We start from the raw sequence: 24,061 nt of genomic DNA, 5'->3' as shown, positions 1-24,061 counted from the left end.
TTCTGTTTTAAATAATTACCCGTTCCACCTTTTAAACGGATTTACCGATAAAGCCGAATTGTAATATTTTTTGTCGCCGGTAACTTCAACAGTGACCCATGGTGGCAACTTAAACGTTTCCGTTTCATCTTCCAGTTCAATTTCCGCCACCAGCAAACCCTGATTTTCACCCAAAAACTCATCAACTTCCCAAACTTTACCTTCGTAAGTAATGCAATAACGGGTCTTTTCCAGCTCTGACGATGCAAAGTTATTCAGCAATTCTCCCCCCTCATTCACGGGGATGGTATATTCATATTCCAACCGGCTGAAACCTTTTGTTTTGCCTTTTATGGTTATATACCCCAATTCGTCGGTAACACGCACCCGGATGGTTTTGATATCGTCACTTGAAATATATCCCTGGCGAAAATGTTTACCCACGGGTTTATGAAGAAGCTGCCACTGTTCGTGATCAACCAGGAACTTGCGTTCAATTTCAATAGCCATAATTTTTATACCTGAGCGGTAAAGATAGAATGAAACAACATTTATTTTAAAGTTATCATACTGCTTTTTTAACCGCTATCACAATGCCGGTGGCCCAGCATTGTTTGGTAAGTACCAGGTCAGTCCGTTGTTCCAGATCTTCAACTAATTTTATAGCTTTTTCGTGATGGCCATCGGGCCAGTTGGGCTGGGGCAGCATATCATCAATAATATATAGCCCACCCGGGTTAAGCATGGCTATGGCCTCATCAAGCAGCAAATATTTACCGTGCCAGGTATCAGCAAAAATATAATCAAATTTTTGATGCTTGTTTTGTTCAAACCAGTCGGCGCCATCAATGCAAACCAGTTCTAATCGCTTATCATCACCCAAAAACTGATTGGCAATGGCTAAAAAAGGGGCATCGTTATCAATGGAAATAAGTGAGGACGCATTATCCATCCCATCCAATATCCATGAAGTGGATAAACCTGTACCCGTACCCAGCTCCAGGAATTTACCGCCAGGCTTTGCAGCAGCCAGCGTTTTTAGTAAAGAGCAGGTTAAAGGATCAGATGCCATGGTAAAACCCGATTCGATAGTGGCTTTATCAATATCGGTATACGATTGGGGATAAGGTTGTTTGATGTCCTGGTTCATGGGATAGCAGTTTAGATTATGCTTGTTTACTTTTACAAGTATAGCCAACAAAATCATAACTTAAAACAAATTAAGATATATTTTATACCAAAAACCACTTTAGTATTTTGAATTTAAAATCAAAATATCAATTTCAGTAATAACGGGATCACAATAATGCCTATGGTTATCAAAAAATACTTGCGGTACAACTCCCCCCTGCTATCGCGATATATTCTTAAAAGGTTGTTATAGCGTTGATTATAAAAAATCAGTAAATAATTAAGTATTACAAAAGGTACAAAAAAAGTAAACGCTCCTGCAAAAAAGGTATTCAGTGCCCGCTCCCGGAAAATATTCAGGCTCAAAACTACCGGCACGGCGCGGTGTGTAATTATCCGGATCAGAAAAATAAAGGTTAATAAATTGATACCCTGCAAAATAGACATTGGAATTATGGTAAATGCTTTCCAACTGCCCTGCTCTCCTTTTTTGGATCTTTCTACCGTAATAGCGTCAACCCATATCCTGTAATATGTATCCAACATGGTCAATAATTTTTGATTCCTTTATTATTAACCTAAACACCAGGCATAGGTTTTAATAAATGTTGGCGACTAAAATCTAAGGCCGTACAAGCCCGTTAATTTTACAACGCTGCATTTATTTTTTATTAAATGAAGGCAGGATGTATTTACTGATCAGCTCATCTGATGGAGATTTGGAGTTATAATTACCGCCGGTTATGGCAACAACCAAGTCCTGATCTGGGAAAATGTATATTTTTTGACCACCGTTACCCTGTGCCGCCTTGCCATAATAACGTACACCGCCATCGGCGTCGAGGTATTTTAGCCACCAGAGATATCCATAATCAACACCCTGTACTACGGAATGTTTCCGGAACGATTCTGTTACCCATTCGGCAGGAATAACCTGTTTCTTATTCCAGACTCCTTTATTAAGATATAACAGGCCAAATTTGGCCATATCGCGCGGGTGCAGGTAAATTTGGCAATATTCATTAATATTTGACCGGTCGGGCTTAAAATTCCATTTGTAACCGGTAATACCCAGCGGACCAAAAAGATTCTTTTGGCCGAATACCGGCAGATCCATATGCGTAGTTTTCTCTACTATCCGGCCGATAGTGATGGGATTACCAGAGCAGTACCGGCCATCGTTACCCGGCCTATCGATCATCGGCAGATCGAGCGTAAATTTCACCCAATCGTCAGATGCGTCCATGGCTTCCTCAGCACCTGCCGATTTGGGGTTACTTACATCACAATCCAAACCGCTTTGATTGGCCAGCATATTTTCAACAGTAATTGTTTTCTTGATATCGGTATTATTGGCCAGGTTGTATTCCGGAAAATAAGAAACCACCCGCTCGTTTTTACTCTTGATAAATCCCTGGTGAATAGCAATGCCGGTAAGTGCCGATACGATACTTTTAGTTGCCGAGCGCATTTCCTGCAGGCTATCTTTGGTATACTCGTAAAAATACTCTTCAAATACCAGTTTGCCGCCTTTTATAATTAGAACGCTGTGCACATTAGGGTATTGGCCGCGCACAATTTTGTTCATCATTTTATCAAGCAAAGCGGTGTCCAAACCAACTGCGGTGGCATCTCCAGGTTGCAAACCATCCTTAAATTTACCTGGAGTAGTATATTTATACTGATAGGTTTTAACGTCGGCACCCATTTTAGGATACCACATTTTTGGCGAAAATTTAACACTGCGGGCAATGAGCCTATTAGTATCGTTACCTTTGGCGTATCCTATGATCTGGCTGGATGAATTCCTTAAAAAAGTGATCTTATTTTTGCCAACGTCTGTAAAAACATCTTTATCCGCGCTTTTTAATGGATAAACGCTTAATTTAATAATAGCAACCAAACAAGTATCAACCGGCGAGGCAGCGATTGTTAACTTATCCTCCTTACCATATTGGTAAACACCTTCATACTCTTTTAATTGCTGATAGCTTATTTTATAGGATCGTTGTGCAAATGCGAATCCTGTTGTTAACAAAAAAACAAATGCGAATAAGGAGGTTTTTAGGTTTCTCATGTTTCAGGGTTGGTTGGGGTTTGGTTTAGTATGGCTATCGTAAATAAGGGCGTTATATGTCCCTCATTTACGTTGCTAATATTAGCCATATTTATTATTTATACCAAACCACCTTTTGTTGGCTCTGATGTTCCTTTCCAATAATATCCCGATACAGTTCGGGTCTCCGGGCCTTAATATACCGGTAACCACCAGCCATTGTTAATTGATCAGCACTTATATCGGCTATAACAAATTCATTATCCAGCGACCGGCACTCAGCTATAATATCGCCATAAGGATCAATAATCATAGAGCAGCCATTTTTAAGCTGATCATCGTCCATACCTATAGGGTTGGAGAAAACTGCATAAACCGCGTTATCATAGGCCCGGGCGGGCAGCCATTTCATGAGCCAGGCGCGGCCTTTAAGGCTATCAAACTCCCCGCGTAATTGTTCGGCGTTGGCAGTTTTATCCTTCCAGAGTGTGGCATCAACAAAACCGGCACCGGGACGGGTAGATGGCGTGCACATGGTTACATGCGGCATAAAAATAATATCGGCGCCCAGCAACTTGGTAGCCCTCACATTTTCAATAATATTATTGTCATAACAGATTAAGATGCCGCATTTCCATCCCAAAATTTCAAAAACGGTATAGCTATCTCCCGGTTGTAAATACGGGTTGATGAATGGATGCAGCTTGCGATGTTTGGCAACCAGGCCATTTTTATCAACGCACACATAAGGTTTAAACAGGTTATCATTCTCGTCTTTTTCAAACAGACCGGCCAGTATAATGATGTTAAATTCCCGGGCATAAGCAGTAAGTTCGGCTATACTTTCTCCTCCGGGTACCACTTCGGCCAGGTCAAGCATCTGCTGTTTATCCAGGTGCCGGGCAAAAGTATAACCGGTAATGGAGCATTCATGAAAGGCGATCACATCAGCACCCTGCTCCGCCGCTTTTTGCGACATTTGTTTGATAACAGATAGATTATAAGCCTTGTCGCCACTTTTGTTTTCGAATTGCGCGGTAGCTATTTTCAGATTTTTCATAAGCCTTGTGTTTATATACAGCAAAGCTATGCCTGCTTTTAAAGACCACCTTGTAAAAAACCGACAATCATGAAAGCTGCTATACCTGCATGAAATTAATAGCCAGCAGCTTATTGGCTTTGTAAGCCGATGGGGTTATCCCGATATTCTTTTTAAAATGGTTATTCAGATGTGCCTGGTCATAATAACCACTCTCATAAGCCGCATCGGCAATTCTTGTACCTGGCGAACTATTTTGGAGGCTCTTTAAAAAATACTGCAGCTTTACAGTGGCCGAGAAGCGCTTAGGACTTATTCCAATATACTGGTTAAACCTACGTTCAAGCTGTTTTTCGGTTATGGGTAGTACCTCCAACAAATTGGAGATAATTATATTGCCCCTATGGCTATCGATCAGCTTTAAAGCGGCTGTAAGGATTTTATCGGGGTATTGCACATTGGCCAGCTTTGCCGATATAAAGGCTTCAATATGGCCAACTTTACTTTTGATATCAACAGCGTTCAAAACCCTATCCTCCAGATCCGCTCCATCAGTTTTAAAAAGCTCGTTTAATTTGATGCGGCAGTCATTCAATTCAACGGAGGCCATACCCAGCAAAGCATTAATACCATAAGGCTGTAATACAACTACCAGTATACCTAATTTACCTGTTGATTTGAGGTTTTTGTATTGCGTTATCTGCCCGTAAACAAAACTACGCGAGTGGGCATATACCTGCCCTTCGGTCTGTTCAACCATCGGCGATTTGAAATAAAAAACCATGCCGGGGTTGCCATCTGAGAACAAACGATAATTCAATTGCCCACCGAAATCGTTTTCCAACAACAAATAATGTTTAACAATATGGGAAAGATGTGGCGATGGGGGTATTTGCATAACAAACCTGGCAAGAAAGTAAAATTACATTTTTTAATTGCTAAAACTCCAATCAGCCTTATGATGTTGTACACATTAACAATGTTTACACGCACATGATTTTTAACCCGCTGCTCAAAATCATCTTGAATTGAATACCTTAGCCCTATCTTATTATAAACATCCTATGAAACCATCGTGAGCCCCAGCTCCGCAAACAAATTACGCTAATGAAAATCAAACTCATCCTTGCCTTACTTATTTTATCAAGCACACAGGTCTGGTCTCAATCAAAAAATAATATATCCTTGTACTTTGGAGCAGCTGTTAATGATGTAAACATTCACAGCGGCGGTGGCGATTACGATTACAAATCAAAAAGCGGAAGCATTGTGGGCTTTGGGTATACCTATAATTTAACCAACTCCTTTGCCCTGGAAACAGGCTTGCAATACTCCAGCAATAAACTTTTGTTAAGCAATAATGTTCCGGCCAAAGGATATGTCATTAGCACGGGCAGGGCTAAACTGATCACTATACCTGTTTATGGAAAATATACTTTTTTAAAATACCTGTATGTGAATGCCGGGGTCCTGGTCGACTTTGATTTTGGTCACGATAATGATACCGGTATAAATGAGCAAAAAGGCATAGGCGCAGAGATAGGCATTGGGGGTAAATATAGTTTTGACCAGATAACTGTTTTTATAAACCCGTTTTTTGTGGAGCACCGGCTGATAGGGTTTAATCGTAACGGCCAGATTAACAGCCTGGAAAACGCCGGTGTAAAATTTGGTGTGGGGTACAGTTTTTAAGGATTTCCCTTAACAAAAAATCAAGCCGCATAATCGACTCCCCCAACAAGTAACAATGATGTTATGATGCTCCCCTGTGCAACATATTGGTTATAACTTTTCGTTGATACATAAAAACCCATAGTTTTGCATGTTGCCTGTGCCGCAAACGGATAAATTGAACAGCATTCAAATTTACCCCGATTGTAAAAAAATGTTAAATGGCAAGCCCGTTCGGCACGCTGCAACCCTAAATGTTTATATTAGCCCCAGTTAGCCGCTTTATATTATATTAATGATATCAAGAAAATTTTTACTCATCGTTTCCCTGTTATTCTCAATTAGTTTTGCTGCTTCGGCACAACAGGATAGCATCCCTTTAAATACGCTTATTCAAAAAACTGCGAAATTTCAAAGCAGTTACCCTATCGAAAAAGTTTATCTGCATTTGGATAAGCCCTATTATGCCGTAGGCGATACCATTTGGTTTAAGGCCTATGTAACGGTCGAAAAACATCAGCCATCAGGTTTAAGCGGTATTGTTTACGTAGATATCATCAACAGCCAGGACTCCATCATGGATAACCTGCGTTTGCCGGTTAAAAACGGCTTTGCCAACGGAAGTATCACCCTCACCGGCGATACCTATAAACAGGGGCCCTACCGTATCAGGGCGTATACCAACTGGATGCGCAATTTTGATCCGGATTACTTTTATGATCATACCATTAATGTAGGTAACGCCATCGACAACCAGGTGAATACTTTTATCAGCTATAAAAGTTCGGCCAAAAAAGGAACGGTAAAAGTTGATGCGGATATCCTTTATAAAGATCCTACAAACACGCCTTATGCCAATAAAAAAGTAAGCTGGCAATTGGTACGCAACGGCGATGCTATAACCAAGGGCAGCGGTCGTACCGATGATAAGGGCCACTTACAGGTTGATATACCCGAAAATGAGGCTGCTACCATTACATCCAGTTCGTTGGTAACTGCCATTGATATGGGCGAACGTAAATCGGTTACCAATTCATTTTCTTTAAAAGGAGCGGTAACCGCTTATGATGTACAGTTTTTCCCCGAGAGCGGACAGCTTACTAATGGCATACGTTCCAAAATAGCCTTTAAAGCTATCAACTCTAAAGGATTAGGCGTTGATGTAAAAGGCACTATAAATGACGATCAGGGTACGGTTATGGCCAGTTTTACCTCCGCGCATTTGGGTATGGGCGTATGTGCCTTCACGCCCGAAAGTGGCAAAACCTACACCGCAAATGTTACTTTCCCCAATGGTTCTACGGGTACTTATAAGCTTCCGAGGGTACAGGCTATGGGTATAAATCTATCAGTATCCAGTCCCGATGCCGATAACCTGAACGTTAAAATATCGGCCAACGAATTATTTTTACAACGCAAACAAAATAAGAGCTTTTACCTGGTGGCACAAAGCGGCGGTGTTATTTACTATGCCGCCCAAACCGTATTGCAAAATGCCACTTATACCGCCAATGTACCCAAAAACAAGTTCCCTACAGGTATTGTACAGTTCACCCTGTTCTCATCAGGAGGTTACGCCTTGTGCGAACGCGTTGCTTTTGTACAGCATAACGACCTGCTGAACCTGGCTTTAAAACCCGATAAACCATCGTATACCACCCGGCAAAATGTGCGGATAGCAGTATCGGCAAAAAACAGCGCCGCCCCTGTTGAAGGCAGCTTTTCTGTAGCAGTGCTTGATGATACCAGCGTGCCTACCAGCGAAGACGCGGAGTCGACCATATTAAGCAACCTGCTGCTTACATCCGATCTGAAAGGATATATCGAAAAACCGAATTATTATTTCAATAAACCCGACCAGGAAAAACTGGATAACCTGGATATATTGATGCTTACCCAGGGCTACCGCCGGTTCTCATACGAGGATATACTTGCCGATAAAAACCCGCCTATCTTCATCGCACCAGAGCAGGGCATCGAGGTATCGGGTATATTAAGAACCAATACAGGCTTACCGGTAGGCAAAGGCAGTATACGTCTGCTGATACCAGATCGTAATTTTTCGGCAGAAACCATAACAGACCTCTCGGGTAATTTTAAGTTCAGCAATGTGGTGGTGATGGATACTTCTAAAATAACCCTGAGCGCCCGTAATAATCCGAATGGCAAAAATATGGTAATCAGCGTGAACGGCGAATTGTATCAGAAATTAACCAAGAACCCCAACCAGCCCGACGAAATTGTAAATATCGACAGCGCGATGCGCCCATACCTGGATAACAGCCGCAGGCAGTATCAAAACTCCCGCGTGTTGAAAGAGGTAGTAGTTAAATCAACCAAGTTCGAGAAAAAACCAAGCCATAACGACTATGGTACATTTGCGGGTTTGCCCGGCCAGGCCGATCATGAAATATCTGGCGACCAGTTAAAGGATTGCCCCCTGCTGATTAACTGTTTAAGCACTATGGCTTTTGGTTTAACTTATGTAGACAATAACTTTTATATCACCCGTGATTATAATGCAGGTAAAAAAATACCTGTGCAGATATATGTGGGCAGTATGCCGGTTGATGTGAACTTTTTAGCAACCATTACCGGTGCCGAAGTAGCATCTGTAGAAATATTTCTGACCGACGGCGTGAGCGGCATTAACCGCATGAATCAAACCAATGGTATTCTGTTGATCAATAAAAAAGTGATCAAAAAGCAAAAAATAACAATGGCCCAACTGCAGGCGCTTATTCCTAAGCAAAACGTGGTGACTTTTGCCGTACAGGGTTATAGCAAATCCAAAGAGTTTTACATGCCAAAATATGATGTAACCAAACAAAGCTCGCTTGGTGCCGATCTGCGTAACACCATTTACTGGAACCCTAAAGTGATAACCGATAAAAACGGTGTAGCCTCATTCAACTTTTTCAACAGTGATGCCCGTGGCTCATACCGCATAGTTATTGAAGGTCTGGATGCCGAAGGCGATCTTGGCCGGCAGGTAATGCACATCCAGGTGAAATAAACCTCACCCCAACCCTCTCCAAAGTAGAGGGAGTTAAAATAAAAAATTTATCAAAAGCCCTTTCCCTTGGAATGGGCTTTTTTGCATCTGGCGCGATAAGTATTCATCCGCAAATGTGCATATATCAATAAGAATTAATTTCCTTATATTAGAATACACATAAACTTATCATTATGGACATTTCTCACATTAACTGGCTGGCTGTAGTTGTGGCCGGTATATCAGCATTTTTAGTTGGCGGCATTTGGTACTCTCCCTTGCTGTTTGCCAATCCCTGGATGGCCGATAACAAATTCACCACCGATGAAGTAAAAGCCTCCAACAAGGCCCGCATCTTTGGGTTTTCGGCTATATTTTCCATCATCATGGCAGTTAACCTGGGCATGTTTCTGGCTGATGCCAAAACCGATGTATCCTGGGGTGCTACAGCTGGTTCACTGGCCGGGGTCTGGACCTTCTGCGCCATTGCCATACAAGGCCTTTTTGAACTAAAAAGCTGGCGACTGATTTTTATTAATGGCGGCTACAGCCTGGTATCGCTAACCCTCATGGGCACCATTATAGGTTGGTGGAGATAGACGATGAGAAATCCCAAATCTAAACCCGAAATCCTAACTTTTAGGAGCCAATATCTAAATTTACAATATGGATGCAAGGACGCAGACTATACTGAATTTGTTTCATGAGTCGTGGACAGAAACATTATTGCGATATGATGATCTCATCACCAATTACTCCGGTTTTGAACGGTTTAAACCTTTAAGAGAATTTATTTTAAAACTGCAGGTACAGGGCGAGGATAAATATTTTCGCATTGGTACATCAGTGCATTATCTTATTATCTCCAGATCAGTAAACCATGGGCTACGAACGGATCAAAAGTCCATCAAAATAGATGTAATAAATGAAAATGATTATTACGTAACATTTCGGGATGATACAGTAACCTATCGGGAATACCGGCTCCAAACTCTTGATGATCCCCGAATGTACAAATTACTCAAAACGCTAAAAGATACGCTTGTAGATTAATTCTATAATGCCGTCTACACGCGATGATGGTCTGCCCTCCAGTTTCTGATAGCTCTTTTAATTTCGGCAGGTGAAAGATTTTCTTTTATCACCTTTTCTGTTAGCGGGATCAGCTCATCATCTGGTGCGAAACGCAGGGCAGCTATTTGGGCTATGGTAAGCCGGCTATCCAGCGGCTGGCGGGTGAGTATAAAATAACGCAACCCTTCTTCGGCACGTATGGCCCTGTCCTGCGCTTTTAGCGGGAACATGCGCACAAACAAGCTCATCAACAAACAGCAACCAAAAAGCAGCAGGATAAGCAATGCACTCAATAAATTGGCCGAATGCCATTGCAATACTACATTAACGGCCGAAACGATCAATCCAAAAATGAGCATGGCGCTCAGCAAATAATGAAATCCTATAACGGTGCGTTTGTGATTGGCCAGGTTTTGTGATGTCATGGTTTATTTTTGAGCGAAAGATACCACTAAATTAATATCCTTGCTCTTTGCTCCAAAAATCCTTATTCCTAACTCATTATTACAATGGTGTTATAATATTTTTAAACAATGCAGCCATATTTGAGTTGATTTTAATAACAACAACTTACACTATGGCAAACACATTTGAAAAAACGTTCACATTAGGTGGCGATTTCACCATAAACCGCCTGGGCTATGGCGCCATGCGCATCACAGGTCAGGGTGTTTGGGGGCCGCCTAAAGATAAGGATGAATGCATCCGTGTACTCAAACGCGCTGTAGAACTCGGGGTAAATTTTATTGATACCGCCGACAGCTATGGCCCCAATGTATCAGAAGAACTGATAGCCGAAGCGCTTGCACCATACCCTGCCGGATTACTTATCGGCACCAAAGGTGGTTTCCTGCGCACAGGCCCTAACCAGTGGAATATCGATTCATCCCCTGCTCACCTGCAGGAAGCCCTCGAGGGTAGCTTAAAACGCCTGAAACAGGACCGTATCGACCTATATCAACTCCACAGGATAGATCCTAAAGTACCCGCCGAAAAAACCTTCGAGTTTTTACAAAAAGCGCAGCAACAAGGCAAGATCAAACATATCGGCTTGTCAGAAGTAAGCGTAGCCGAGATTAAACATGCGCAACAATTTTTCGAGGTGGTATCGGTACAAAACATGTACAGTGTTGATAACCGCAAATGGGAAGCCGAACTGCAATACACCCGCGAACAAAATATCGCCTTTATACCCTGGTACCCACTGGGCGGCGGTAATGTAAAAGGCGAGCAGGTTTTACAGGGCGTGGCCGATAAACACAACGCCACCATTCACCGGGTAGCTTTGAGCTGGCTGTTGCACTATGCACCCAATATCCTTCTTATTCCGGGCACATCAAGCGTGGAGCACCTGGAAGATAACATGAAAGCAGCCGATATCAAGCTTGACGAGGCAGATATGCTTATACTCGAAAGCTTGAATGACATCAAATAAATCACCCTATAAACCGGGTAAATAAAGGGATGCCATAAAATACGGGCATCCTTTTATTTTTGTATTATAATCAAGTACATGAAGAGTAAAGAAGAGATCCTGAACAGCTATAACACCACCGGCAACGATGGCCTCCCTGAGATATCAGCGCCCGACCTGTTGAAAGCCATGGAAGCCTACAAAGACCAATGGGCCGAAGCAGCTTTTATCGCGGCCCGCCAGCTAAAGGATAGCGACTCCGGATACGCGTTTGTCACCTACGCAGATTATGCCAGCCATGCCCTGCAGCAGATTCGCCAGCAAGAGCAAAACCACGACGAATTTGCCGAAGCCATCACCCTGGCCGCCAACAGTGTATTACCACATTTTATACCACACGACCGCTCGGCACAGGAATTCTCGTTCAATTTTGCCATGCAGGGTAAAACCTATACCGCCCTTTATAAAAAAGATGCCGAAGGTTACTGGCAGCTCAACAGTTGGACCGCCGCTATCTGATATTCCAACGATATCGTAGATAACTCAGCTCGTCTATCTTCCGTTTTGCACCTTAAAGTTATTCTCTCCCGTCAGCAGAACAGCTTCGGGCGAAAGTGGGCAGAACAATGGTGGCCTTGTGCCGCTGTATGGGCATAGCGGACCTTACCTGAAGCGGGGATAATGAGCGAACGAAGTGGAGGTAAGGTTTAGTCCCGATAGCTATCGGGATGGTTCTGCCCGCTTTGCAGGGCTAAGGCCTTGTGCGGCAAAGAAGCATTTCTGCTGACAGCCTTTTGGTTACTTTTGTGGCGACAAAAGTAAAGGCCCTACCGCGGCCAAGAGCGGGTATACGACATACATTTACGCTCTGTATAGTATGCGATTGCCACGCTTCGCTCGCAATGACATGATTTTGATTATCCTCTCCCTCCCTACAACACCGCTACTTTAAACGGCTTCACATCAACAGATTCCCATACTTTTTGGGTAATGTAGGGTTCGTTCTGTTTCCAGGCTTCCAGGGCTTCGTCGGTTTCAAACTGCATGATCATTACCGAGCCTATCATATTGCCCTCGTCATTCAGTAAGGCTCCTCCCTCTATGTAGTTGCCATTTGCTTTCAGCACTCTCACGCCATCTAAATGATGGGGACGCACATCCATACGACGCTGCAATGCGCCTTCGTCTGTATAATCATATCCCGTAACCAGGTACTGTTTCATGTTTTAATTATTGAATTATTGATTTAGTGAATTAGTGATTTGCAGACATTGCCTGCTACTGTAACTTAGCCAACAGGCGGCAAGCGGTTCTGTTTGCCTGTATTGCTATAAAACTATACATTTAAACCTCCTGCCCGGTTAGATTTCTACCCTAAAAAATTAAAAATTTCTATTTTAAATTTATTTTATAAATGTATATTTGACAATTTTTACAATATTTGTTATTCCAAAATAACTAACCTGAAATAATGAAGAATACTTTGCAGCAGGAATTTGCTAAAATTTATAATAAAGAGGCCGACGCCACCTATTTTTCTCCTGGTCGCGTAAATCTTATCGGCGAGCATATCGACTATAACGGAGGCCTGGTAATGCCATGCGCAATAACCTTTGGCACTTACCTGTTAATATCGCCTAATGAAGATGGCGTTTTTCGGTTCAGGAGCTTAAATTTTGATGATAAGGGAGATATTCCTGTGCAGCAGCAATATGAAAAAAGTGGTGATGAATGGTTTAACTTTCCTATAGGCGTAATTCATCATTTTGGTAAAGACGGTCATCAGCTAAAAGGCCTGGATATGCTTTTTTATGGCGATATCCCAATCGGCTCGGGCTTGTCGTCGTCAGCCTCTATAGAAGTAGTTACGGCTTATGCCCTCAATGATATTTTTAACTGCGGTTACTCCAAGCTCGACCTGGTAAAATTGTCAAAATCTGTCGAGAATAACTTTATCGGTGTAAACAGCGGTATCATGGACCAGTTTGCCGTTGCCTTTGGCGAAAAGAATAAGGCTCTTATGCTGAACTGCGATACACTGGATTACCAGGCTGTCGACAGTAACCTGGGCGATCATGTGCTGGCCATCATCAACACCAACAAACCCCGTAAACTGGCCGAATCAAAATATAACGAACGCGTAGCAGAATGCCAGGAAGGCTTGAAAGCCCTGCAACAAGAGCTGGATATCAATTACCTGTGCGATATCGACGCCGAAACTTTCGCCAAAAATCAGCATCTTATTAGCGACCCGGTTGTACTAAAAAGAGTTAAACACGTTATTGAAGAAAATGACCGTGTAAAATTGGCTGCCGTTGCATTGGCTGCTAATAATTTACCCGAATTTGGCCGGTTGATGTATGCCTCGCATGATTCGCTGCGCGATCTGTATGAAGTAAGCGGCGCCGAACTGGATGCCGTGGCCGAATACAGCAAAACCAACCCTAATGTAGCAGGTGCCCGTATGACCGGTGCTGGTTTTGGCGGCTGTGCTATAGCGCTGGTTAAAGCTGATGCATTTGATGATTACAGTGCCGGAATAACCGTATACTACACCAAAAAGATCGGCTATGCTCCATCCGTTTACAGCTCGCTGATCGGTAATGGCGTAGGTTTGCTGAATTTGCTGGTTAATTAATACTTTTGCGCTTATTGATTGGTTCATAGTTGATGGTTCATAGATCATAGTAAGTAAGTGGTGAAGCCATTAACTATGAACCATCAACTATGAAGCATGAACTACCAACTATGCGCAAATTAAAGTTAGATGAGCTGAACCGGGCTTCGGTTGATGAATTTAAGGCACAGGATAAACTGCCTGTGGCTGTAGTGTTGGATAATGTGCGCAGCATGCACAACATTGGTTCTATTTTCCGCACTTCGGATGGCTTCGCGGTAGAGCAGATCTGTCTTTGTGGAATTACGGCCCAACCTCCGCATCGTGAAATTGAAAAGACCGCACTCGGTGCAACACAATCCGTAAACTGGACTTATTTCGCAACCCCTTTACAAGCAGTAGAACAACTGCGTAAAGATGGTTACCGCATTATAGCCGTTGAGCAGGCCGAAAACAGCACCATGCTCAACGAGTTTACTCCGCTCGATAACGAAAAATACGCCCTCATCTTCGGCAACGAGGTAAATGGCGTAAGCGACGATGTGATGCAAAACATCGACGCCTGCATCGAAATACCCCAATTTGGCACTAAGCATTCTTTCAACATTGTAGTATCGGCAGGGATAGTTCTTTGGGATTTCTTTGCCAAGATGGCAATGTAATTATAAAACAAACCTCATTGCTGCGAGGAGGAACTACGTGGCAATCCATTACTTACAAAGCGGCTTTGCTAATTGGGGATTGCCACGCTACGCTCGCAATGACATGGTTTGAAATAACCAGGATGTGACAACTCAAATAACCACCACCAAACGCTTACCCCCATCAACCTCCAGACCCCAAAGCTCGGCGATGTTTTCCAGTTTTACGGTGATGGTGTCTACCTTGAGCTTTCCTGCTGCTGCCAACGCAAACATTTCGGGTAAAATCTGGCTAAATAGCTGGCCAACCTGCGGCTTTGACCAGCCGCCAAGTCCCGAACCCGTCAACTGTAAGTTGACACTGCGGAGATTGGCTGCCGATAGCTGGATCAGATCGCCCGTCATGGCACCGATGGACACATATCTTACCCTGTTGGTAAATGAGCCATTACCTTTTACACAGGCCAGTATCATTTCGGCCGTATGTCCCCACAGGTAATCAATGATTACATCAATAGGTGTGGTGGAGTGAATCGCTGCTAATCGCGCTTTAAAATTTTCGTCATCCTGTAGCACCGAAATCGTTTCGTCGGCACCAAGCGATAACAGATCGTTCAGCGAGGCTTGGTTTCTGCCTGTCACGATCACTTTTTTAGCACCATAGTGTTTGGCTATCTGCACGGCTACACGTCCGGTAAACCCGGTTGCCCCGTTGATCAACACCACATCGCCCGGCTGAATATCTGCTTTAAATTTCAATCCCATGGCTGCACCAATTACAGCATTGGGCAGTGCGGCAGCTGTGGCATCATCTACCCCATCCGGAATTTTTACGATACGGTCTTTATCAATTAAGGCTTTTTCGGCCAGCATACCACTTATGCCCATGCCATATACCCGCGTTCCGTCTGCCAGTAAACAAACACCATCGCCACCTATTACTCTTCCACTTGCTTTTGGGGCATCACTCGAATAATGGTTGCCACTGGCCCTGCCTTTATCCAGGTGCTTTATAGCCACCGCTTTTACCGTTACCAGTGCTTCATCATCGTTTTGAGCTATCGGCTCCGGGAAATCTATGTATTGGGGTAATTCCCCTTTTTGATACATTACTGCTGCTTTCATTTTTATTTATTTGTTTACACAAAAGTAGAGCGGCTGTTGGCAGCGGACGATAACATTTGTTATCAAATGCAGGAAATAAAATTGGCCAAACGCGTCATTGCGAGGAGGAACGACGTGGCAATCCCCTACTTACAAAGCAGCCCTACTTATCGGGGATTGCTATGCTGCGCTCGCAATAACGCTCTGGGACAACGTCGTTTATGCGTTATGTATTTTAGCATAAATTGTTATTAAATTAGCGGACCCATGATCTACGAACTATCAACCAATAAAAAATGAACGCCCTTGCCAAAAAGCTGCAGATAAAACCCAATACCCGCTGGTTATTGCATAACGCACCGGCCAACTACCTGGAAAGCCTGGAGCCTCTGCCCGATGATGTGGATATTGTACACCACACCACGGGAAGCTTTAATGGCATACAGTTGTTTGTTACCAACAGTGTGGAATTGGCGGATGAATTGAAAGTGATCGTTCCTTTACTGAAAGGTGATACCTTATTCTGGATTATCTATCCCAAGAAAAATTCGGGTATTACCAGTGACCTGGAGATGATGAGCAGTTGGGATGCTCCGGCGCAATATGGTATCCGCCCCGTAGCTTCTGCCGCAGTTAATGAGGTATGGACGGCCCTCCGTTTTCGGCCGGTTGATCAGGTAAAAGTTTCTGCAGGCCGTAATGACGCGGTACGGAATAACGAATACAGCGCCTATATTGATGTAGATAAAAAAACGGTAACCCTGCCCGATTATATCAGGGAAACGCTTGAACAACACCCGGGCGTACTGAGCTGGTTTCAGCAACTGGCTTATAGTCATAAAAAGGAATACGTACTATGGATACTCAGCGCCAAACAAGAAAAAACCCGACAGGACCGTTTGGTTAAAATGGTAGAGATGCTGTTGGCTAAAAAGAAGAACCCCTCGGATAAGTAAATGATTTCTCTAATCATGTTCTCGGCTGGAGGCCGGGTAATGGTGGTCACTCGGCTGGAGCCGAGCGACGACAGTGGAGTTATTTTTCAGTTCCCTCCCCACGAGAGGGGTGCGATGGATGGCGCGTAAAGGCAGGGAGGGGTTTAGCCAGCATTGAAACCCCTTCCTCCCCTTCCCGAGGGAAGGAATCGCACGAGGCCCTGGCCTTTGACGGCCTGTCATCCTGAGCGCCGTCGAAGGATCGCGCGTAGAGGCCCCGCCCACCATGCGTCGACGAGCTCAGCATGACACCCGTAAATAAAAAAAGTCATTGCGAAAACCACAATGACTTTTTTTAAAGTCCCCCCTTCAGGGGAGATTTAGAGGAGCTTCCTTACGCCAGGTTCCTGCCCGCATTCACGATGCCATATACGGTACGGATCACGAGTTTATCATATACCTCAATCAGTTCACTGTCCTCACTGCTATTCAGCTTCTGTAAGGCATAATGTTGGATGATCACGAGTGGTAACACGATCTTCTCGCGGATGGCGATAGAACGGCGCTCAACCGGGTATTCTTCCATCAATACGGTGCTGCCGGTAAGGTCGAGCAGCATTTCGCGGGTCAGTTCAAACTCGTTCTTCAGCATTTTCCAGAAAGCGCCGAATTTTTTATCTTTCTCCAGGTATGCCGTTACCCTGAAATCAGATTTCGACATGGACATGGCACAATTATCCAGCATGGTTTTAAAGAAACCTGAGGTTCTGTACAATTCTTTTATTTCGAGCCAGTTACCGTTGTCTTTCATCTTTTTCAAAGCGGTACCAACACCGTAAAAACCGGGGATGCTCTGTTTCAATTGGCTCCAGGAAGTTACAAAGCTGATGGCGCGCAGGTCTTCCAGTTTCAATGGTGCACCGGCGTTACGTTTGGTTGGACGGCTACTGATATTGATACGCGACAACAATTTAAGCGGACTGAATTTTTCCAGGTACTCTACAAATAATGGATGCGCACGCAACGCCATAAACAGCTCATAGCTTTCGTTGGCCATATCTGATATCAGGGCTTTATGCCTATTATCCAACAGATCGTTATGATTAGGGTGCAGGGCTGATATGATACCCGCGTTGATCAACTGCTCCATGTTGAAACGGGCGGTTTCTACCGAGCCATATTGCGAGCTTACAGTTTGTCCCTGTATGGTCAATTGGATATGATCGTTAGCTATCTCGTTACCCATCGAAGCATAAAAACGGTGCGTTTTGCCACCACCACGAGCCGGTGGGCCTCCCCTGCCATCAAAAAACGCCAGGCTGATATCATATTTACGAGCCATAGCGGTCAGTTCAACTTTGGCTTTATATATCGACCAGTTGGCCATCAGGTAGCCACCATCCTTGGTACTGTCAGAAAAACCAAGCATAATGGTTTGCCTGTTACCGCGCTTTTTCAGATGTTCGGCGTAATATGGATGTGTATATAGCTGCTCCATGATCTCGGCCGCGCGCGACAGGTCGTTCACGGTTTCGAACAATGGCATAAAGTCGACACTCAGGCTGTCTTTTTCCCATCCGCTCCATAAAAACAGGTCGATGAGCTGTAAAATATCAGATGCCTGCTGGCAGTTGCTGATGATAAAACGCTGACAGGCCTTTTCGCCATTAGTCTGCTGGATCTCCTGCATCAGGCGAATGGTGTTCAGCGTATCCTGCGTCATGGCATCCGCATCAGAAGGGCAGTGAAAATCGGCTTCGTTAAAGCTAATCTGTTTTAATTTCTCCTCTTCGCCCAGGTCGGCGTAACCTTTAACAATGCCTGTTTTGATGTTTTTTAAACTATAATCAAATACGCTACGCAAAACGCGGCTGTCCTGACGGATATCCAGCGTGGCAAAATAACAGCCAAACAGGCGTACCTTCTGGATCAGGTTTTCTACAATATCCACAAACAAGCTGTCGTGATCGGTAATGATGGTTTGCTTGATAGATTGCAGCAGGCTCAACAATTCGCCTTGCAGATTTTTAGAATCGGGATGTTCGTTGGCATTTTTGTACAGGATCTTTTCCAGTTTAGCCATGGCCTTTTCAACCCCGCGGAAGGTGATGCGGCGTTTAAGTACCCTGAAATCACGATAGTAACAACGGAACAGGCGCTGACGTAAAAAGCTGGCCACCTCTTTGGTGGTTTGCGTATTTACATTAGGGTTACCGTCTCTATCGCCGCCCGGCCAAAAGCCAAGCTCCAACACACGACTGCTGGCGGCATCAATATCAAACTCCTCTTCGAGCTTGGATTGTATGCCCGATACCGCATGATAAAATATATTTTCCAAAAACCACGACAGGCTGATGGCCTCGTCAACCGGTGTTGGTGATGTTTTATTAAAGAAAGGCGTTTTGCCCAACTGCTGCAGCAACACATCGATATTGTTGATATCGTTGTTTTTTACGGCTTCAATCAGGTCGGTCATAATGCCCAGTACCGTGCCAGGGTAAAATTGGGTAGGATGAGCGGTGAGTACCAATCGTAACGAAAAATCTTTGAGTTTTTCGCTGATCTGCGCACGGGTTTCTTCGCTGTTGGTGGCTTGAGCCAACAAACTTTGCAGGTTGCCCGAATCATCAAACTTACCCAATTTATTAAAGGATGAATCTTCAATAGCATCAAACAAAACCACCTGGCGCTCGATATACTGGATAAAGCGGAACATGCGGTTGATCTGCTCGCGGTGGTCGATATCGGGTACATACTTTTTAAAGAACGACTCAATGATATCTGTTGGTGATGCCTGCTTACCGGCGCCCTTTTCGCAATGTGAACTAAAAAATGGCAGCAAAATACCAGTATCCTTTACCTGGTAAAACGGTAATGTTTGAAATAAACTGTTATACAACTCAAACCTGGTAACAACCTCGTTGTTAAAAGCTGTTTCCCGCTGACTGAGTTTTAAAGTTAATGACATAGCTCAAAATATAATTGGGTAAAAATTGATTGGTACAGGCTATTGCGCAAAACCGGGGGTGAATTTAATTATCTAAAATTAAATTTCAGCTAAAAGTAGCGAAATTAATAACAGTATTATGAAATTGATATCAAATTTACTAAAACAAGTCAAAAAAATTAAATTATTGTAAATTTGTAGCCTGATTTAAAATCAAAATGCCATTAAAGGATTTATGCCGTTTAACCATAAGCAAAGATTTTTATAACTTGCTGCTATATTGCCCGGCCGCTGCCAAAAACAAACATTACTTTGATGAATATTAATACCAGGGAAATAAAAAGCTTTTTTTACAGCCAGTATTTTTCTGACGGTTTACGGATCACAGCAGGTATATTACTACCCTCGCTGATATTGCTGGAGTTTAACCTATTTGATTTGGGGCTGACATTTAGCCTGGGAGCACTTTGTATCTGTGTAATTGATAATCCCGGCCCGGTAACACACAAGCGCAACTCCATGGCTATTGGTAATTTATGTCTTTTTCTGGTAGCAGCCATTACGGGTTTTGCCCGGCTTAACTTATATACTCTTGGGCTCGAGATCACTCTTTTCTCGTTTCTGTTTTCGATGTTTACGGTTTATGGTAACCGGGCCGCATCTGTAGGTACATGTTCGCTGCTCATCATGATATTTATGATGGATAAGGCTCAACCACCGGGCAATGTATTGTGGTACAGCGCCACTATCCTGGTGGGCGGTTTATGGTACATGGCTTTCAGTTTGATATTTTTTGGAATCAGGCCCTATCGCGCGGCACAACAGGCATTGGGTGAGAATGTGGCCGATATCGCCAAATTTTTAAGGATCAAAGCCGATTTTTATCTACCTGAGAAAGATATCGACGATAATTACCGGAAACTGGTGTCGCAACAAATACAGGTAAGTCAGCACCAGGATGCCGTACGCGAACTGCTGTTTAAAAGCAGGGTATTGGTTAAGGAATCAACCGGAGCCAGCCGGATACTGGTACTTACCTTCGTCGACCTGGTGGATATGTTTGAACAGATCATGGCGACTCACTATGATTACAGCGAGATCCGCGAGCGCTTCAAAGACACCGGCATCCTGAATGAGATTGCCCGCATACTGCAACACATGGCCGATGAAGTTGACGAGATAGCCTATATGGTACTATCAAATGCCCGGAACCGCCATGTTACCGATTTCAATCTGGAGTTGGAAAAGCTGAAACTAAAGATAGATGATATTGGTAAAAACAACCAGGAAACCAGTAACCTGGTACTCAAAAAGATCCTGATCAACCTGCGCGATCTGGGCGACAGCATTAATAATATATATAACTATTACCATTCCAAAACCGCCCCCAAATCAACCGAGTTACGTGGTGATGTAGAATACTCCCAATTTGTTACTCACCAGGATTATGCGCCGCATATCTTCTTTGATAACTTCACGTTAGATTCGGGCGCGTTTAAACATGCCCTGAGGGTATCATTGGTTTGTTTGGCAGGTTTTATTACGGCCAAAACAGTAGCCCAGGGGCATCATAGCTACTGGGTGCTGCTTACCATCATCGTGATCCTGAAACCCGGTTTTAGCCTATCTAAACAACGTAATTACCAGCGGCTTATAGGTACTATCTGCGGTGGGATTATTGGTATACTCATTTTAACTTTTATACCCGATAACACCGCGCAATTTATCTTTCTTATTGTGTTTATGATAGGCACCTATAGCTTTTCGAGATTGAATTATGTGGTATCGGTAATTTTCATGACCCCATTTGTGCTTATCCTGTTTAAGTTTTTAGGCGTAGGTTTATTGAACGTAGCACAGGAACGTATTCTGGATACCTTTATCGGCTCGTCTATAGCCTTTATAGCCAGTTACCTGATATTCCCTACCTGGGAGTTTGACCAAATACAGGAAACCCTGCGCGATGTAGTAGTAGCCAATATCAATTACCTGATCACCATTGCCGAAAGCTTATCAGGCAAAATAACCGGGACCACCATATATAAACTGGCGCGCAAAGATGTATATGTAAAATCGGCCAACTTATCGGCGGCTTTTGAACGGATGACCTCCGAACCTAAAAGCAAGCAACGTAAAGTAAAGGAGGTACATAAATTTGTGGTATTGAACCATATTTTATCATCGTACATAGCCAATATAGCTTCAGGATTGGTTAAAAAGGAGTCGCAGTTGCCGCACACCGAAGCACTTAAACTGGTTAAAAAAAGTATATCGGTATTAAATGAGAGCAACAAAAAACTTCAGGGGCAAGCTATTGAATTTAATATAGGAAAAACAGCCACCGCAAGTGATACAGAAAAAGTTGAATTATCAGCAGAAGACACTTTATTGAGAGAACAATTAGGATTTATTAATAAGATCAGTTACGATATAGCTAAAATAACTGATAACATCCTCCAATAAAAATGAAGCTAATTATCGGCTGTGGGGACTTACCCGTCTTAAACTAACCATTAGCTTTCTTTGCAGAATTATTACATTTTTTAACGCAGTGTTTAACATATTTCTTTGTATACACTTTGTTATTTTTAGCATGCTTAGTACTCAAACCGGGTTCACTAAAAAACAGCCCACCGGTGATCGCCAATAAGATTAAAGTTTTCATGTTTATCACTTTGGTTATCTATATGACGGTTGAAAACACCAAAACGTTACAACTTCACTTAAAAAAAGTGATTTTAGCGCATCCATAGCCATGTAATATACTATAACGCATCGCATAGCCACATATAAAAAAAAGTCAGTGACCTCGCGTTACTGACTTTTTTAATTAACTATTAACTGACCAAATATCTTAACGAAAACTACTTGGCTTCTACAAACATAATGTGTAAATCAAAATAAGAATATGTGAAAATCACCGATAAGTAGTTATGTTTATAAGTAATATTTTATCTAAAACAACAAAGGCCACCTTAAGTGAGTGCCCTTTGTTGTTTTAGATATACTAATAATTAATAACCTGGATTTTGTTGTGGCTTTATAGCAGGATTCGCATCCAACTCAGCCTGTGGAATAGGCAGAATAGTTTTGGGATCTGTAGGAGCTAAGCTACATTGCGGAGAACTAACTGCTAACGGATTGTTACAAAAAGTGCGCGACATGGTAATGCCATTTCTCATCAGATCAAAGAAACGTTGTCCTTCAAACATAAATTCTCTTCTTCTTTCTGATAAGATCTCGGTTAATAGTTGCGTACCAGTAATGCCGCTAAGCGCAGTTAATCCGCGCTTAGTTTTGATCGTATTTAAATCGATCAATGCCTGAGCATCCTGACCACTTTTATTTTCGGCCTCGGCCCTGTTTAAGATAACTTCCGACAGGCGCAATACTTTGGTACTGTACATCCCTTGGATGCCATCCTGGCTTGTAAATTTCGCATTTTGAAATTCAGTTGGGCTACCGGTAAAAGGAGCTATAAATGAAGTATACCTTACATCATGCGTTTTGTCAAATGCAGCGATCAAATCTGGTGATACCCTGATATCTCCATAACCTGGTTTTAAATAAATCTGACCCAGGTTATCTGATCCTAAACTTTCGGTTGCATTAATTTTGACAGTAAAAATTTCTTCAGCGGTTCCTGGTGTGCTGTAAAAGCTTGGCAAATCAGCCGCCGAAGTTACTACAAATGCTGTATTAGCAATAACCGTATTCGCTTCGGATATTGCGTTTGCATTATCGCCTTTGTATAAATATACTCTCGATAACAATGCCGATGCAGCAAATTTACTTACAGTAAGTTTTGTTGCAGCTGTAGTAGTAGATAAAAGGCCTTTTGCTGTGGTAAGGTCATTAATAACCCTGTCATAAACCTGGCTAACCGTATTTCTGGCAGGATAAAGGCTTACGTCAGAAACTAAAACAACAGGAACGCCCAACTGAGCACCATTTCCTTGGTTATAAGGTTTGGCATATAAACGTACAAGATCAAAATAGGCAAGTGCCCTTATAAACAAGGCCTGTCCTTTTATCACGTCCTTTGCTGTCTGGTCTCCCGCAACTTTATCTACGGCGTTTATAATATTATTAGCTCGTGATATAGTTACATAGATAGCTGTCCAAATAGCAAGTGCATCGGCATCATTTGAGGCATAGGTTTTTTGAAAAGTACTCAGATACCGGTTACTGTTTGCTATAGAAAGATATACGTCATCTGCACTTAGATCTCCATATACATACAATGACCTTGAATAATAGTTTACGCTTCTCAAGCTGGAATACATCCCAACTACGGCCGAGTTTACTCCTTCCAGCGTACTTAGGGAGCTATCAGTGTTTAATGAACTTTTAGGGTCTAAACTCAACTGCTTTGTACAAGCACCAAGAATCACCACCAACGTCATCACACTAAATTTTAAAATCTTTTTCATAATATATTAATTCTAATTATCAAAG

General features: G+C 43.0%; 22 protein-coding genes. 10 read left to right on the top strand and 12 right to left on the bottom strand.

The annotated features are described in order from the left end of the window. Window positions 1-15: 15 nt before the first annotated feature. From FHW89_RS19785 to FHW89_RS19760, 6 genes are all read right to left on the bottom strand, one after another. Window positions 16-489, bottom strand: a complete 474-nt coding sequence (locus FHW89_RS19785) for a CYTH domain-containing protein (protein ID WP_172336774.1) — start codon at window positions 487-489, stop codon at window positions 16-18. Window positions 490-544: 55 nt separating this feature from the next. Beyond that, window positions 545-1,129, bottom strand: coding sequence for an O-methyltransferase (locus FHW89_RS19780; RefSeq protein ID WP_172336773.1), 585 nt, complete (start codon window positions 1,127-1,129; stop codon window positions 545-547). A gap of 119 nt (window positions 1,130-1,248) precedes the next feature. After that, on the bottom strand, window positions 1,249-1,656 hold the full coding sequence (locus FHW89_RS19775) for a hypothetical protein (RefSeq protein WP_172336772.1): 408 nt from the start codon (window positions 1,654-1,656) through the stop codon (window positions 1,249-1,251). A gap of 115 nt (window positions 1,657-1,771) precedes the next feature. Continuing rightward, window positions 1,772-3,187 carry a serine hydrolase gene (locus tag FHW89_RS19770; protein WP_172336771.1) on the bottom strand — a complete coding sequence of 472 codons (1,416 nt, stop codon included), beginning with the start codon at window positions 3,185-3,187 and terminating at the stop codon, window positions 1,772-1,774. A gap of 94 nt (window positions 3,188-3,281) precedes the next feature. After that, window positions 3,282-4,226, bottom strand: coding sequence for a nitrilase family protein (locus FHW89_RS19765; protein WP_172336770.1), 945 nt, complete (start codon window positions 4,224-4,226; stop codon window positions 3,282-3,284). Window positions 4,227-4,305: 79 nt separating this feature from the next. Beyond that, window positions 4,306-5,103: a DUF6597 domain-containing transcriptional factor gene (locus FHW89_RS19760; protein WP_371742467.1), complete on the bottom strand. Its 798-nt coding sequence runs from the start codon at window positions 5,101-5,103 to the stop codon at window positions 4,306-4,308. A 209-nt stretch (window positions 5,104-5,312) separates the two neighbouring features. On the opposite strand from FHW89_RS19760, the gene FHW89_RS19755 reads away from it, so the two are divergent. From FHW89_RS19755 to FHW89_RS19740, 4 genes are all read left to right on the top strand, one after another. Further along, window positions 5,313-5,897 (top strand): outer membrane beta-barrel protein, encoded by a 585-nt coding sequence (locus tag FHW89_RS19755; protein WP_172336768.1) that lies wholly within the window; start codon window positions 5,313-5,315, stop codon window positions 5,895-5,897. Window positions 5,898-6,171: 274 nt separating this feature from the next. Then, window positions 6,172-8,892, top strand: coding sequence for a carboxypeptidase regulatory-like domain-containing protein (locus FHW89_RS19750; protein WP_172336767.1), 2,721 nt, complete (start codon window positions 6,172-6,174; stop codon window positions 8,890-8,892). 173 nt (window positions 8,893-9,065) lie between these two features. Next, window positions 9,066-9,470, top strand: a complete 405-nt coding sequence (locus FHW89_RS19745; protein ID WP_172336766.1) for a DUF1761 domain-containing protein — start codon at window positions 9,066-9,068, stop codon at window positions 9,468-9,470. Window positions 9,471-9,537: 67 nt separating this feature from the next. Then, window positions 9,538-9,924 carry a hypothetical protein gene (locus FHW89_RS19740; RefSeq protein ID WP_172336765.1) on the top strand — a complete coding sequence of 129 codons (387 nt, stop codon included), beginning with the start codon at window positions 9,538-9,540 and terminating at the stop codon, window positions 9,922-9,924. Between the two features lie 14 nt (window positions 9,925-9,938). Here the strand turns inward: FHW89_RS19740 and FHW89_RS19735 are convergent, their stop codons facing one another. After that, complete coding sequence (locus tag FHW89_RS19735) at window positions 9,939-10,370, bottom strand: DUF6526 family protein (RefSeq protein WP_172336764.1); 432 nt, start codon at window positions 10,368-10,370, stop codon at window positions 9,939-9,941. 152 nt (window positions 10,371-10,522) lie between these two features. Here FHW89_RS19735 and FHW89_RS19730 point away from each other — a divergent pair, with 152 nt between their 5' ends. Both FHW89_RS19730 and FHW89_RS19725 read left to right on the top strand, forming a co-directional pair. After that, entirely contained in the window at window positions 10,523-11,380 is an 858-nt protein-coding gene (locus tag FHW89_RS19730; RefSeq protein WP_172336763.1) for an aldo/keto reductase, read from the top strand. Between the two features lie 78 nt (window positions 11,381-11,458). Continuing rightward, on the top strand, window positions 11,459-11,878 hold the full coding sequence (locus FHW89_RS19725; RefSeq protein ID WP_172336762.1) for a hypothetical protein: 420 nt from the start codon (window positions 11,459-11,461) through the stop codon (window positions 11,876-11,878). Window positions 11,879-12,291: 413 nt separating this feature from the next. Here the strand turns inward: FHW89_RS19725 and FHW89_RS19720 are convergent, their stop codons facing one another. Next, window positions 12,292-12,582 (bottom strand): YciI family protein, encoded by a 291-nt coding sequence (locus tag FHW89_RS19720; RefSeq protein ID WP_172336761.1) that lies wholly within the window; start codon window positions 12,580-12,582, stop codon window positions 12,292-12,294. Between the two features lie 248 nt (window positions 12,583-12,830). Between FHW89_RS19720 and FHW89_RS19715 the strand changes: the two genes are divergently transcribed. Then, window positions 12,831-13,997 (top strand): galactokinase, encoded by a 1,167-nt coding sequence (locus FHW89_RS19715; protein WP_172336760.1) that lies wholly within the window; start codon window positions 12,831-12,833, stop codon window positions 13,995-13,997. Between the two features lie 110 nt (window positions 13,998-14,107). Continuing rightward, window positions 14,108-14,638, top strand: a complete 531-nt coding sequence (locus FHW89_RS19710; RefSeq protein ID WP_172336921.1) for an RNA methyltransferase — start codon at window positions 14,108-14,110, stop codon at window positions 14,636-14,638. 132 nt (window positions 14,639-14,770) lie between these two features. Here the strand turns inward: FHW89_RS19710 and FHW89_RS19705 are convergent, their stop codons facing one another. After that, window positions 14,771-15,742, bottom strand: coding sequence for a zinc-binding alcohol dehydrogenase family protein (locus FHW89_RS19705; protein WP_172336759.1), 972 nt, complete (start codon window positions 15,740-15,742; stop codon window positions 14,771-14,773). 275 nt (window positions 15,743-16,017) lie between these two features. Here FHW89_RS19705 and FHW89_RS19700 point away from each other — a divergent pair, with 275 nt between their 5' ends. Continuing rightward, on the top strand, window positions 16,018-16,677 hold the full coding sequence (locus tag FHW89_RS19700; protein ID WP_172336758.1) for a YdeI/OmpD-associated family protein: 660 nt from the start codon (window positions 16,018-16,020) through the stop codon (window positions 16,675-16,677). 373 nt (window positions 16,678-17,050) lie between these two features. On the opposite strand, the gene FHW89_RS19695 is transcribed toward FHW89_RS19700, so the two are convergent. Beyond that, window positions 17,051-19,624 (bottom strand): phosphoenolpyruvate carboxylase, encoded by a 2,574-nt coding sequence (locus tag FHW89_RS19695; protein WP_172336757.1) that lies wholly within the window; start codon window positions 19,622-19,624, stop codon window positions 17,051-17,053. Between the two features lie 294 nt (window positions 19,625-19,918). On the opposite strand from FHW89_RS19695, the gene FHW89_RS19690 reads away from it, so the two are divergent. Further along, window positions 19,919-22,066: an FUSC family membrane protein gene (locus FHW89_RS19690; protein ID WP_172336756.1), complete on the top strand. Its 2,148-nt coding sequence runs from the start codon at window positions 19,919-19,921 to the stop codon at window positions 22,064-22,066. Between the two features lie 43 nt (window positions 22,067-22,109). Here the strand turns inward: FHW89_RS19690 and FHW89_RS19685 are convergent, their stop codons facing one another. Both FHW89_RS19685 and FHW89_RS19680 read right to left on the bottom strand, forming a co-directional pair. Beyond that, complete coding sequence (locus FHW89_RS19685) at window positions 22,110-22,268, bottom strand: hypothetical protein (RefSeq protein WP_172336755.1); 159 nt, start codon at window positions 22,266-22,268, stop codon at window positions 22,110-22,112. 349 nt (window positions 22,269-22,617) lie between these two features. Next, the gene (locus FHW89_RS19680; protein ID WP_172336754.1) at window positions 22,618-24,036 is read right to left on the bottom strand and encodes a RagB/SusD family nutrient uptake outer membrane protein; all 1,419 of its coding nucleotides are present in this window, start codon (window positions 24,034-24,036) and stop codon (window positions 22,618-22,620) included. Window positions 24,037-24,061: the final 25 nt, after the last annotated feature.

The organism is Mucilaginibacter sp. SG564 (genome assembly GCF_013149275.1).
Taxonomy (GTDB): domain Bacteria; phylum Bacteroidota; class Bacteroidia; order Sphingobacteriales; family Sphingobacteriaceae; genus Mucilaginibacter.
This window is presented reverse-complemented; position numbering and strand designations above follow the sequence as displayed.

Bases quoted from the DNA above. Each gene is read 5' to 3' on its own strand.
- FHW89_RS19765 (WP_172336770.1), bottom strand. From the start codon at position 4,226: ATGAAAAATCTGAAAATAGCTACCGCGCAATTCGAAAACAAAAGTGGC.
- FHW89_RS19770 (WP_172336771.1), bottom strand. From the start codon at position 3,187: ATGAGAAACCTAAAAACCTCCTTATTCGCATTTGTTTTTTTGTTAACA.
- FHW89_RS19740 (WP_172336765.1), top strand. From the start codon at position 9,538: ATGGATGCAAGGACGCAGACTATACTGAATTTGTTTCATGAGTCGTGG.
- FHW89_RS19745 (WP_172336766.1), top strand. From the start codon at position 9,066: ATGGACATTTCTCACATTAACTGGCTGGCTGTAGTTGTGGCCGGTATA.
- FHW89_RS19705 (WP_172336759.1), bottom strand. From the start codon at position 15,742: ATGAAAGCAGCAGTAATGTATCAAAAAGGGGAATTACCCCAATACATA.
- FHW89_RS19715 (WP_172336760.1), top strand. From the start codon at position 12,831: ATGAAGAATACTTTGCAGCAGGAATTTGCTAAAATTTATAATAAAGAG.
- FHW89_RS19695 (WP_172336757.1), bottom strand. From the start codon at position 19,624: ATGTCATTAACTTTAAAACTCAGTCAGCGGGAAACAGCTTTTAACAAC.
- FHW89_RS19700 (WP_172336758.1), top strand. From the start codon at position 16,018: ATGAACGCCCTTGCCAAAAAGCTGCAGATAAAACCCAATACCCGCTGG.
- FHW89_RS19760 (WP_371742467.1), bottom strand. From the start codon at position 5,103: ATGCAAATACCCCCATCGCCACATCTTTCCCATATTGTTAAACATTAT.
- FHW89_RS19710 (WP_172336921.1), top strand. From the start codon at position 14,108: ATGCGCAAATTAAAGTTAGATGAGCTGAACCGGGCTTCGGTTGATGAA.
- FHW89_RS19775 (WP_172336772.1), bottom strand. From the start codon at position 1,656: ATGTTGGATACATATTACAGGATATGGGTTGACGCTATTACGGTAGAA.
- FHW89_RS19735 (WP_172336764.1), bottom strand. From the start codon at position 10,370: ATGACATCACAAAACCTGGCCAATCACAAACGCACCGTTATAGGATTT.
- FHW89_RS19725 (WP_172336762.1), top strand. From the start codon at position 11,459: ATGAAGAGTAAAGAAGAGATCCTGAACAGCTATAACACCACCGGCAAC.
- FHW89_RS19750 (WP_172336767.1), top strand. From the start codon at position 6,172: ATGATATCAAGAAAATTTTTACTCATCGTTTCCCTGTTATTCTCAATT.
- FHW89_RS19685 (WP_172336755.1), bottom strand. From the start codon at position 22,268: ATGAAAACTTTAATCTTATTGGCGATCACCGGTGGGCTGTTTTTTAGT.
- FHW89_RS19690 (WP_172336756.1), top strand. From the start codon at position 19,919: ATGAATATTAATACCAGGGAAATAAAAAGCTTTTTTTACAGCCAGTAT.
- FHW89_RS19780 (WP_172336773.1), bottom strand. From the start codon at position 1,129: ATGAACCAGGACATCAAACAACCTTATCCCCAATCGTATACCGATATT.
- FHW89_RS19730 (WP_172336763.1), top strand. From the start codon at position 10,523: ATGGCAAACACATTTGAAAAAACGTTCACATTAGGTGGCGATTTCACC.
- FHW89_RS19680 (WP_172336754.1), bottom strand. From the start codon at position 24,036: ATGAAAAAGATTTTAAAATTTAGTGTGATGACGTTGGTGGTGATTCTT.
- FHW89_RS19785 (WP_172336774.1), bottom strand. From the start codon at position 489: ATGGCTATTGAAATTGAACGCAAGTTCCTGGTTGATCACGAACAGTGG.
- FHW89_RS19755 (WP_172336768.1), top strand. From the start codon at position 5,313: ATGAAAATCAAACTCATCCTTGCCTTACTTATTTTATCAAGCACACAG.
- FHW89_RS19720 (WP_172336761.1), bottom strand. From the start codon at position 12,582: ATGAAACAGTACCTGGTTACGGGATATGATTATACAGACGAAGGCGCA.